The organism is Psychromicrobium xiongbiense, from assembly GCF_030271165.1.
Classification (GTDB): Bacteria; Actinomycetota; Actinomycetes; order Actinomycetales; family Micrococcaceae; genus Renibacterium; species Renibacterium xiongbiense.
In genome coordinates, this window is sequence record NZ_JASSZH010000001.1 from 104775 (window position 1) to 116068 (window position 11294).

Genomic DNA, 11294 nt, shown 5'->3' on the forward strand with positions numbered 1-11294 from the left:
GGTAACTGTGATGAAAAAACTACGGCTGCTCTGTGGTGAGGGCGGTATGGACGGCACGGGCAATCAGCGCCAGTGACACGGCGCCCGGGTCCGCGACGCCGAGAGCCTTCTCGCCGTGCGAGCGCGCCCGGCCCATGCCCGGCATCATGGCCGCAGTGGCCTCGGCCGCCTGCTGTGCTGCTGTGGCGGCAGCATCCCAGGCGACCCAGAGGACCGCTGACGAATCGTTGGTCTGCACCCGGCTGGCGAGCGTTTCGGTGAACGGGACCAGGGCGTCGACCAGGGTCTTGTCCCCGGGCCGGGCCTTGCCGAAGGACATCACAGCCTCCGTGGCCTGGCTCAGCCCACGGGAGATCTGCGTGACATCCACCACTGCGGTATCACCGACAGTGGAGCCCAGTGTGCGCAGGATCAGCCCCCAGATGGCGCCGGAAGTTCCACCGGCCCGGTCCGACCATGCGTTGCCCGCCCGGTCCAGCACGCTGCCCGAACCAGCACCCGCCAGCAGGGCGTCCTGGGCCGCCCGTGCTGCTGCACGGGAGCCGCGCTGCATGCCGATGCCGTGGTCGCCATCGCCGGCAATGGAGTCGATGCGACCCAGCTCTTCAGCGTGATCATCGATGACGATCTGGATGGCCTCGAGCGCCGCGGTGATCCGGGCGGCAGCGCGCCGCGATTCCTCGCTGGATTCCGGGAAGGTTTCGGCAGCCGCGGCCTGCTGGGTGTCCTCAACGACCAGCAGGGCTGAGGTGTCCACGGAACCGGTGCGGAAGCCGGGTGTGTCGGCAGGGGCGGACCAGAGTCGTTCCAACTCCTCGTCCAGCCAGAACAAGGTCAGGGAGGCACCCGCCATGTCGAAGCTGGTGCAGAATTCGCCGACCTGAGGATCGACCAGCGTCAGGCCTGCCTCGGTGAGCAGTCCATCCACTCGCTGGTAGACGACGTAGAGCTCTTCGTTCTTGACCGAACCGAGGCCGTTGAGGATAGGAACCACCCGTGCACCCTCCGTGCTGACCCCGGTGGGCAGTTCGGCGAGCAGGCGCTCCACGAACAGTTCGGCCAGTCCGGCGGCGCTGGGGATATCGACCTCGCCGATTCCGGGCTCGCCATGAATGCCCAGACCGATCGCCATCCGGCCTTCGGGGACCTCGAAGAGTGGCGCTTCCGCGCCGGGCAAAGTGCAGCCGGAGAAGGCTACGCCCATGGTCCGCGTCCGGTCGTTGGCCAGACGGGCCACCCGCTCGACGCCATCAAGGTCATAACCGGCCGCGCAGGCCGCACCTGCGACCTTGAAGACCGTGAGATCCCCGGCGATGCCACGCCGCTTGTGTGACTCGCTGGCCGGGGCGCTGAAAATGTCGTCGGTGACGGTCACCGTGCGGCAGTCGATGCCGTCCGCGCGCAGCTTGTTCTGCGCTTCGGTGAAGTGCAGAACGTCGCCAGCGTAGTTGCCGTAGCTGAGCAGGACGCCGCGACCTTGCTCCGTGGCCCGGGCGACCGACTCCACCTGGTTGGCGGAGGGCGAGGCGAAGAGGTTGCCCATCACCGCTCCGTGCGCGAGGCCTGGGCCGACCAGGCCACCGAAAGCGGGGTAGTGACCCGAGCCACCGCCGATCACGAGGCCCACTTCGGCCTGGGGAGAGCGGGTGGAGCGGGCGACGCCGCCGGGGACGGGGTGCACCCAGCGGGCATTGGCTCGGACAAAACCGTCGATCATATCGTCGGCGAATTCGGATGGGTCGTTCCACAGTCGGGTCATGGTGATGCTCCTCGTCGTTGAGTCATGCGTTGCTCTCAGTAGATCCTATAGGATATTTGAGAGCGCTGGAAGTGGATGCTTCAACATTCCGGGACTACTGAGGGCCAAACCCCGGGTGGATCGAGCACAATATCCCTATGACCGTGATGAAAACGGGGCGTGGCCTCGACCGTCTGGTGAACTTCTCCGATGCGACGGTGGCCATCGCGATCACCTTGCTGATTCTGCCGCTGGCTGATGCGGCCGGTGACATCAGGAATCATTCTCTGGCCGAGCTGCTGACCGAGCACTTCGCCACCCTGCTGGGATTTCTGATCTCCTTTGTGGTGATCGCCCGCTTCTGGCTGGGCCACCATCAGGTCTTTGAAGGGGTGGAGGGTTACACCACCGGCATCCTCTGGGCGAACTTTCTCTGGCTGGCCGGAGTGATCTTCATGCCCTTTGCGACGAACGTGATCACCATCGCCTACGGTCATTCTGCGGAGGTGATGGGCCTGTATGTGGGAACGATGATCCTGATCACGGTGGCGATGACGCTGATACAAATCCAGCTGATCAGGCGGCCCGGGCTGCTGCGTCCCGAGGCGCGGGGGAACATTGATGTGCTCAACCCGCTGTCCATCCTGATTCTGCTGGTCATCGTTCTGGTGGTGTCCATGCTCTGGCCGGAGATCGGCGTCTGGTGGCTCATGCTCCTGGTGTTGGTCCGGCCGGTGCACCTGTTGCTGAGCCGGATGGCGGCTCCGAGGAAAGTCCCGGAGGGCCCTCACGGTGAATAGTGTCAGGCCTCGGCCCGAAGATAGCGCAGAAGCAGCAGATCCTCGCCCCGGAGCACCTGGGCCAGCGTCATCGGGACCGGCGCCATCGGGGTGAGCGCTTCGGCGCCCGACTCCGCAATGATCCGGCCGGACGCCCCGCCCGCCAGCACTGCGGAGAGGGAGAGGCAGAGCTCGTCGACGTGCCCGGACCGGCGGAAGGTCCCGAAGAGGTGCGGACCGCCTTCGCAGTGAATGCGGTGGAGGCCCTGACTGGCGAGCCAGCTGATCAGCGCCTTCACCTCCAGCGCATCCGTGCCGACCGTGACGACATTGGCGATGGGAGCCAGTGCCGCCCGGCGTTCGGCTGGGGCGGTGCCGAGCGTGAAAATCACCGGCCGTACCGGAGCCTCGGTGAAGAAGGGACTCTCCGGACCCAGGTCCAGCGAGCCGGAGACCATCGCCAGGGCCGGGTGGGCGGGAAAGCCGTGATCCAGCCGCCATTGCTGGCCTTCGGCATCCAGGAGTTCGCCCGCGTAGCCCTCGCTGCGAATCGTCTGCGCGCCGACCAGAATGACGTCAGCCAGACGGCGCAGCAGGGCAAAGACCCGGTGGTCCGCCGACGTTCCCAGACCACCGGAGCGCCCGTCAACCGTGGCGGCACCATCCAGACTGGAGACGAAGTTGAACGTCACCCAGGGCTGATCCGGTCCAACCGGGGCCGCGACGTCCGGGCCATACCATTGCAGCAGTTGCTCATCGCTGGCGTCCGCTACAGAGGACGGAAAGAGCCGGTCGATGCGCGGATCACCCTCAGGCGCGGAGCGAGCGTTCACGCCTGCCCCGGCTCGTTGAAGGCACCCATGTTGTGCTTCAGAAAGGCTGGCTCCCGCCACCCCAGGGTGGCCTCCGTGAAGCGGATGGCGGAATGGGCGGCGGCCACATTGTGCATCCGGACGATCCGCGCCCCGCCCAGAACGCAGATCACTGCCGCGGCCAGCGAACCTGCCACCCGTTGCTCCTTGGTCTGGTCGAGGGTCTCGCCGATGAAATCCTTATTGGAGACGGCAGCCAGCGCCGGGTAGCCCAGGGATGCGATCTCCTGAAATCGCCGGGTGATCTGCAGAGAATGCAGGGTGTTCTTGTTGAGGTCATGCCCCGGATCGAGGATGATTTTCTCCGCATCAATGCCCAACTTCAGAGCGACTGCCACCTTGGCCCGCAGGAAATCGGCCACCTCGGTGACGACATCGGCGTAGTGCGGATGAGGATAGACGGTACGCGGTGCCGCGAGAGAGTGCGTGATCACGAGATGGGCTCCGTGGCGGGCGACGACGTCAGCCAGTTCCAGGTTCTGCAGGCCAGTGGTGTCGTTGATGACATGCGCCCCGGCCTGCAGGCTCAGCTCTGCCACCTCCGGCAGGAAGGTGTCTACCGAGATGATGACGTCGCTGGCCGCAGCGAGGGCCTCCACGACCGGTACCACCCGCTCCGCTTCCTCGCGGGCACTCAACGCGGGACCGGGCGCAAACGGCACCCCACCGATGTCCACCCAGTCTGCGCCGTCGTCCACGGCCCGCAGCGCGGCCGTGACGGCGGCATCGCGAGCAAAGGTGCGCCCGCCATCGTAGAAGGAGTCCGGGGTCCGGTTGATGATCGCCATCAAGGCGACCTGGTGCCGGAAGTCCAGGCTGCGGTTGCCGAAGGTGTGCACCGGATGCAGCAGCTCCGGGCTGAAGAAAGGTGCGGCGGCAGAGGTACCTGAAGTATCCAGGCCGCCGTCGAGAACAGGGATCGCGTCCATTCAGGCCTCACCCAGGGGTATCTGCGGGTCCGCCAGCCGCGCGGCCTCCACCACTCGTTTGCTGAGGATGAGGTCTTTGATCTCCTCCTGGACGTCCCAGATGTTCACGTTCATCCCGGCCACCACCCGGCCCTCCCGCAGCCAGAAGGCCAGGAATTCCCGGAGCTCCAGACTGCCCCGGATCACCGGGGTGAGCCCCTCAGTCAGCGTGCCGAAGCCCGAATACTCCATGCCGAGATCGAACTGATCGGTGTAGAAGTAGGGGATGTCGTTCAGGACGGCGACCCGGCCCAGCATGGAGCGAGCCGCCACAGCACCACTGGCCAGGGCATTCGCCCAGTGTTCACTGCGCAGGTGTGCGCCCACCATCGGGTGGAGGGCATTCGCCACATCGCCCGCAGCGAAGACATCCGGCGTACTGGTGCGCAACCTGGCATCGACCAGAATCCCGTGGTCCGTCTCCAGCCCGGCGGCCTGGGCGAGTTCGGTATTCGGCAGCACCCCGACGGCGATCACCACCAGATCAGCAGGCAGCGACTCACCGGTGGTGGTGTGGACGCTCAGCTGCGAGCCGGCATCGTCCGTGATGCTCGCGATGCCGGAGGGCATGAGGAACTGCACCCCGGCCTCCCTCTGCCGATCGGTGAAAAAGGCGCCAAGTTCCGGGCCGATGGCGGCACTGAGCGGGACCTCGGAGTGACTGATCACGGTGACCTGATGGCCCAGCTCAGTGGCCGTGGCTGCGATTTCCATGCCGATCCAGCCAGAGCCAAGGATTACCAGTCGGCGCTCACCGCTGGCCAGCTCCCCGCGCAGCCGCTGGCTGTCATCCTTGGTCCGGAAGGTGTGTACCCCGGGAAGATCCGAGCCCGGGAACCGGAGCCGTCGTGGCCTGGCGCCCGTAGCCAGAAGAAGCCGGTGATAGTGCAGGGTGCGACCGCTGCGCAGGCTAACGGTGTGGGCCACGGGGTTGAAGACGGTGGCGTCGTCGTCGGTGACCACTTCCACCTGGTTCTGCTCATACCATGCTGGAAGGTAAGGCCACAGGGATTCCTCGCTGTCCTTGCCCGCCAGATAACCCTTCGACAGCGGTGGTCGCAGATACGGAATCTGGGCTTCCGCACCGACCAGGATGACAGCACCCGTATAGCCCTCCTCGCGCAAGGTGGCTGCGGCGGTCGCACCGGCGAGCCCTGCGCCCAGGATGACCATGGCACGCTCATGCTCCGTCGTGACCTCGGGGGTCGCGGAGGTCTGCCCGGGAAGGGTTTCTTTGCTCATCGTCTGCTCTTTTCGCCTGAATCGTGCCCTGCCGATGGTGCCTGAATCAGTCTGCCAGTTGTCGGAGCAACGCTCCAGACCCGGTCGACTCGGACGCTGTGGGCCGCGCTCAGCAGCGAACGGCCGCCAGCAGTTGCTCCAACAATCCGGCACCGTCCTGGCGGATGCCGTCATGCTGATACTGGTCGGATTCGATCACTCGGAGATTACCCACTCCCGTCGCCGTCTGACGGGAGCCCTCGGCGGGAACGAACATGTCCTGCGTATAGACGATGGCAGCCGCAGGAACCGTATTCGCCGCCAGCTTCGCGGTGTCATAGAGCGGGGGCCAGTCCGTACGACGGGCCAGATGCTCTGCCACCTCGCGCAGACTCGTGAGCGCTGGGTCCTGCTCAAACTGCCAGGGGAAGATCATTTCCCCGGTGAACAGAACGTCATCGCCGTCATCCCCCGTGGAATCGGTGGAATCGGAGTAGGTCGCCTCGGCGAACTCCGGCAATTCCTCACGCACGGACTGCGCGGCCCATCCCGTCGGAGCATGGTCTGCGTAGATCGCCTCATGCAGCACCGCGTACAGCGGGTTCTTCGCGAAGGAGAGGACCGCCCCGGCATCGACCAGGAAGCTCTCGCTCAGCGTCGGCGGGAGGCCAGCGCCCACACCTGCCCGGGCATTCTCCGGGAGCCACGCATTCTCCAGAAGGTAGTGCAGCTGGTCGAAGCCGTTCTTGGTGCCCAGCAGAATCCCCAGACTCAGGAACCGCTCCGGACTCAGCCGTTCTCCCGTGGGGAGCCGCTCATCGCTGAGCCGCAGGTGAGCCACCAGTTCGCGAACCCGCTGCCGGTCCTCGGGATAGGTGGCGAAGAACTCCCGGTTGCGCACCGCGGTCTGCATGAAGGTCGCACGGTAGATGTGCCGCGCATCGTGGTGCAGATCCGGGATGCCTCCGGTGATCATCACGGCATCCAGCCCGGAGGGCGCCAGCGAGAGATAGCTCAGTGCACAGAAGCCGCCAAAGCTCTGCCCCAGCACGGACCACCTGCGCTCACCGATCAGCATGGAGCGCAGACATTCGGCGTCACGCACAATCGAATCAGCTCTGAAGAGCGTGAGGTAGTCGGATTGTTCCTGGATGCTCCCATGCGGGAGTGTCCGGTGGTTGACTGCACTGGAACGCCCCGTGCCGCGCTGGTCCAGGAGGATCACCCGATACTCCTCCAGAGCCCGGCCCAGCCAGCCGCTGGGGATGCCGGGACGCTCCGAGGCATGGCCAGGACCGCCGTTGAACCAGAGCAATGTGGGGCGATCTTCATGCTCGGCCCCCGCCACCACGATCTCGCGGGCGAAGATTTCGATATGTGCCGGGTCACGTTCCGCTGAATGGTGGTCCAGCGGAACGCTGATCCGGTGCTCCAGAAAGATGAAACCGTCCCGGCTGATCCGGGTGGTGTTGATCAGCGTGGCCACGTGGCGGGAGTACCTTCCGGTTCAGGAAACGGATTCAGTGGTGCGATTCAGTAGATCAGGGCACGATGACGGCGCGGCCGCGAATGGTTCCTTCGTGCAGTCGGTGATACGCCTCTGGCCCCTGGTCCAGACTGAACTGCTCAACCTCTACCGATACCTGCCCGGCACGGGCGAGGTCAAGAATCTCGGCCAGCTCGGAGCGGCTGCCCCAGTAAGGGATGCGCACCGCTACGTCATAGGCCTGAGCGCCCCAGCCCAGGGTGGCCTGTCCGCCGCCGATGCCGACGATGGTGACATCACCCTCGGCCGCCGCGCTCTGCACTGCCAGCGACATGGTCGGATTCACGCCCACAAAGTCGAATACGGCATTCGCGCCAAGGCCGCCGGTGAGTTCCCGGATGGTTGCCGCCGCAGTCGCATCACTGAGCACTGTGTGGTGCGCACCGACTTCGCGGGCCAGGGCAAGCTTCTCCTCGGTGACATCGAGCGCGATGACGGTGGCTCCGGAGAGGGCGCGGAGAATCTGGATCGCTACGTGGCCCAGGCCGCCAGTGCCGATGACGACAGCGAACGTTCCGGCGCCCAGCTTGGGAAGGGAGCCTTTAATCGCATGGTAGGGGGTGAGCCCGGCATCAGTCAGGGAAACGTTCTGTACCGGGTCAAGGTCACCCAGCGGGACCAGATGGCGGGCGTCGTCGATCAGAATGTATTCGGCCATGGTGCCATCGCGTCCCAGTCCGGGCGCACGGATGCCTTCTGCGGCCGCGTTCTGGCAGTAGTTTTCCTTGCCCTGTGCGCACATATGGCAGCGTCCGCATCCCCAGGGGCCATAAATGGCCACCGCGTCGCCCACGGCCAGGTGCGTCACGCCATCACCGAGCTCGGCCACGGTGCCGACGCCCTCGTGGCCCAGCGTCATCGGCAGTTTCATGCCTGCGGCCAGATACTCCGCCTCGGGCAGGCTCATCACAAACTGGTCGGAATGACAGACGCCGGCAGCCGTGATTTTGACCAGGATCTGGCCGGGACCGGGTTGCGGAGTTTCCACCTCGCGGATTTCGGGAGCGGTGCCGATGGCGGTGTACTGGAGTGCTTTCATAACAGGGAGACCCCTCTGCGTTGGTGTTGACTGTGAGGGCGCGGCATCCGTGGTGTTTCGCGTCTTTTTTCACTGTACTCGCGCTGGAGCTCCGTCCTGCATCGCCTGCTATGACGTATCTCACGGAACAAAAACTGACTGTGCGGTCTACGCTTAGTTATGCAAGGCAACTAAATCTGGAGGTTCAATGTTCACCTCGCTCCTGGCTCTGGGTATCACCAGTGGCGCCATTCATCGCATCGCGCTTCCTTCCGGGAAGGTGGACCTTCTCACCTCGAAGGCGGGGGCGTTCCCGGACGGCATCGTGGTCCGCGACGGGGAGGTGTTCTGGACCACCATGGGTATGCCCACTGTCCGCGAAGGTGCGGTGGGGGAGGCTGCCCTCGACTACTCGGCACGTACTGGAGGAGTTCACGCACTCTCCCTCGAGTCCGGTCAGCTACGCGAGGTGACCGCGCCGGGTGTGCTGACCACCGGCAAGCAGCTGGCGGACGATGGCGCCGGGCGACTCTACTGGGGCGATCGCGAAGGGTGCCGGATCAGTTCGGTCCGGATGGACGGTACCGACTTCCAGGACCTGGTGATCAATACCCCGGATGAGGCAGGGCTGGCGCAGTGCGTCGGCGTCGCCGTCGATCCGGAGGCCGGCTATCTCTACTGGACCCAGAAGGGGCCGGCCAAGGGCGGGCAGGGCCGGATCTTCCGGGCCGGGCTGACCATCCCGGACGGCCAGAGCGCACAGAATCGTGATGACATCGAAGTCCTCTGGGATTCTCTGCCGGAGCCGATCGATCTGGAGATTCATGACGGGTGGCTCTACTGGACCGACCGCGGAGCAGAACCCCTGGGAAATACCCTCAATCGGGCACCGATCCCAGCCCCGGGGGCTCAGGGAACTGCGCCGCAGATTCTGGCGGAAGGATTCAAGGAAGCCATCGGCCTGGCCCTCGACGCTGAGGCTGGACTGGTCTATGTTGCAGATCTCAACGGTTCCCTCTGGGAGGCGGCGATCCCCAAGGACGGACAGGCTACGCCAGCCCGTCCCCGACGCCTTGCTGACCTTGGCGCTCCGTTGAGCGGCATCGCCGGTCTGTCCACCACTACCACACCGATTTCCAGGAGTCAGTCATGAGCTACCAGTTCACTTTCGATCAGATCCAAAACCGGCCGGTTGCCGTCATCGGCGGCGGTACTCTGGGCCGCCGGATCGCCATGATGTTCGCCTCGCGTGGCGGCACGGTGAGGATCTCCGACCCCAATGCTGATGTGGCCAAGGCGGCGGTGGAGTACGTAAAAGACACCCTGCCGGAGGTGCTGGAGGCGCGTGGAACGGGAGAGGAAGGCACGGTCGTGGCCATGCCGAGCCTGGCTGCAGCCCTGGCGGATGTCTGGCTGGTGGTCGAGGCCGTGCCGGAGCGTCTGGATATTAAGATCCCGCTCTGGGGCCAGGTGGATGAGCTTGCGCCGAAGGATGCCATTTTCGTCACGAATTCCTCCTCCTACGCCTCGCGTCTGATGGATAAGAACATCAAGGACAAAACACGGTTCTGCAATCTGCACTTCTACATGCCGCCTACGGCCAATGCCGCTGATGTGATGAGCGATGGCGAAACCGATCGTGGTGTACTGGATACCCTGCTGACTGTGCTGCCGGAGTTCGATATCCACCCCTTCGAGGCTCGCAAAGAGAGCACCGGTTTCATCTTCAACCGGGTCTGGGCCGCCATCAAGCGCGAATCCCTGGCGGTGGTGGCGGAAGGTGTGGCCCGGCCCGAGGACGTGGATGCGATGTTCCGGCTGAACTGGCATATGCCTGTCGGTCCGTTCCAGATGATGGATAACGTGGGCCTGGATGTGGTGCTGGATATCGAGGATCACTATGCGGCCGAGAATCCGCATCTGCCGGAAGGCCCGCGGCAGCTGCTGCACCAGTATGTCGATGCCGGCAAGCTGGGACGCAAGACCGGAGAGGGCTTCTACTCCTATCCCACGGAGTAATGGTGCCGCAGAGTAATTCTCGCTGAGAACCACCCTGCCCCCGAGGCCCGCTGGATGCTAAAATTCGTGGCCGAGGGCAGTGCTGGCTGTCCCTTTTTTACCGAGAGAAGGAACCGCCATGTCAGGTCAGCAGCCCTACGGCCAACAACCCAACAATCCACAGCCTTATGGCCAACAGCCCTACGGCCAACCGCCTTACACTCAGCCCGGCTACGTCCAGCAGCCGATGGCGGCCAAAACCAACACGCTCGCGATCGTCTCGCTGGTGCTGGCCTTTGTCGTGTCGCTGGGCGCGGTGATCTGCGGCCACATCGCCCTGGGCCAGATCAAGCGCACCGGCGAGCAGGGTCGCGGCCTGGCGCTGGCCGGTCTGATCCTGGGATACGCCGGGATTGCTGCCGGAATTCTCTTCATCATCCTGTACTTCGTGATCTTTGCTACTGCGGTGTCCTATCACAGCAGCTACTGAGCAATGACCCACGAATCCCCCTGGCAGCCTTGAGCCGCCGGGGGGATTCGTGCTTAAACCCTTCAGCGAATGGAGCGCTATGGTGCGGGGTCCAGAACATAAGGTAGAACCCAACAGCATGCAGTGGGTCATGCCTCCTTCAGCGGACCAACCCAGCAGGGCATTCTCGAGGTCGACGATCTGCTCCGAGAGACGCTCAATCTGCCCATCGACTGGCAGGACAAAGCGCTCGGCGACCTAGGGCGAGACGTCGTGGCAGAGATGGCCGCGCGCCACCCCTGGCTGTCGCCGGCCGCACTGGAGGCTCTGGCATGGGCTTATAGCCATGCCTAGCGTCAGGAACCCCGATCCGGAACCACTAAAATTCAGAGGTAGCACCTCCTGCCGGGCCGCAACGTCTGGTCGTGCGCCCCGGCGCCCGGTTTTCCGGAAGGCTGGTATCCAAGAAAGCGTGTATGCTGTTCAGGCAAGGTGCCACTCGATAGCTGAGGCTCCTTCGCGGACATAAGCCAGCGATCCCAAACGTCGAGAGACGCCCCGGATCAGGACAGACCACCCCGGCCTAAGGGGTGATCCCGATTGGCTCCTGACGTTGCTCAGGTCACGACGCGAAGTGCCAAAGGTCTGACGAGGAGGGGCAAATCCCGGCGGAATGCCGGACCTC

General features: G+C 64.6%; 11 protein-coding genes and 1 riboswitch. Of the genes, 5 read left to right on the forward strand and 6 right to left on the reverse strand.

What is annotated here, in order from left to right:
* Positions 1-19 precede the first annotated feature (19 nt).
* Positions 20-1759 (reverse strand): dihydroxyacetone kinase family protein, encoded by a 1740-nt coding sequence (locus QQM37_RS00540; RefSeq protein ID WP_285723958.1) that lies wholly within the window; start codon positions 1757-1759, stop codon positions 20-22.
* Between the two features lie 137 nt (positions 1760-1896).
* On the opposite strand from QQM37_RS00540, the gene QQM37_RS00545 reads away from it, so the two are divergent.
* On the forward strand, positions 1897-2538 hold the full coding sequence (locus QQM37_RS00545; protein WP_285723959.1) for a TMEM175 family protein: 642 nt from the start codon (positions 1897-1899) through the stop codon (positions 2536-2538).
* 2 nt (positions 2539-2540) lie between these two features.
* On the opposite strand, the gene QQM37_RS00550 is transcribed toward QQM37_RS00545, so the two are convergent.
* The 5 genes from QQM37_RS00550 to QQM37_RS00570 all read right to left on the reverse strand — a co-directional run bounded on the left by QQM37_RS00550 (position 2541) and on the right by QQM37_RS00570 (position 8163).
* Entirely contained in the window at positions 2541-3350 is an 810-nt protein-coding gene (locus QQM37_RS00550; RefSeq protein WP_285723961.1) for a pyrimidine reductase family protein, read from the reverse strand.
* Positions 3347-4318 (reverse strand): dihydropteroate synthase, encoded by a 972-nt coding sequence (gene folP, locus QQM37_RS00555; protein ID WP_285723963.1) that lies wholly within the window; start codon positions 4316-4318, stop codon positions 3347-3349. The genes QQM37_RS00550 and folP overlap by 4 nt, the downstream gene beginning before the upstream one ends.
* Complete coding sequence (locus QQM37_RS00560) at positions 4319-5599, reverse strand: NAD(P)/FAD-dependent oxidoreductase (RefSeq protein WP_285723964.1); 1281 nt, start codon at positions 5597-5599, stop codon at positions 4319-4321.
* Positions 5600-5708: 109 nt separating this feature from the next.
* Complete coding sequence (locus QQM37_RS00565) at positions 5709-7064, reverse strand: alpha/beta fold hydrolase (protein WP_285723966.1); 1356 nt, start codon at positions 7062-7064, stop codon at positions 5709-5711.
* A gap of 55 nt (positions 7065-7119) precedes the next feature.
* Entirely contained in the window at positions 7120-8163 is a 1044-nt protein-coding gene (locus QQM37_RS00570) for an NAD(P)-dependent alcohol dehydrogenase (RefSeq protein WP_285723968.1), read from the reverse strand.
* Positions 8164-8350: 187 nt separating this feature from the next.
* Here QQM37_RS00570 and QQM37_RS00575 point away from each other — a divergent pair, with 187 nt between their 5' ends.
* The 4 genes from QQM37_RS00575 (at position 8351) to QQM37_RS00590 (ending at position 10963) form a co-directional block, all read left to right on the forward strand.
* Entirely contained in the window at positions 8351-9295 is a 945-nt protein-coding gene (locus QQM37_RS00575) for a hypothetical protein (RefSeq protein ID WP_285723970.1), read from the forward strand.
* Positions 9292-10161: a 3-hydroxyacyl-CoA dehydrogenase family protein gene (locus tag QQM37_RS00580; protein WP_285723972.1), complete on the forward strand. Its 870-nt coding sequence runs from the start codon at positions 9292-9294 to the stop codon at positions 10159-10161. Before QQM37_RS00575 ends, QQM37_RS00580 begins: the two co-directional genes overlap by 4 nt.
* Before the next feature lie 118 nt (positions 10162-10279).
* Positions 10280-10630, forward strand: coding sequence for a DUF4190 domain-containing protein (locus QQM37_RS00585; protein ID WP_285723974.1), 351 nt, complete (start codon positions 10280-10282; stop codon positions 10628-10630).
* 123 nt (positions 10631-10753) lie between these two features.
* The gene (locus QQM37_RS00590; RefSeq protein WP_285723976.1) at positions 10754-10963 is read left to right on the forward strand and encodes a hypothetical protein; all 210 of its coding nucleotides are present in this window, start codon (positions 10754-10756) and stop codon (positions 10961-10963) included.
* Positions 10964-11100: 137 nt separating this feature from the next.
* Positions 11101-11272, forward strand: a riboswitch (M-box (ykoK) riboswitch).
* The last annotated feature ends 22 nt before the right edge of the window (positions 11273-11294 follow it).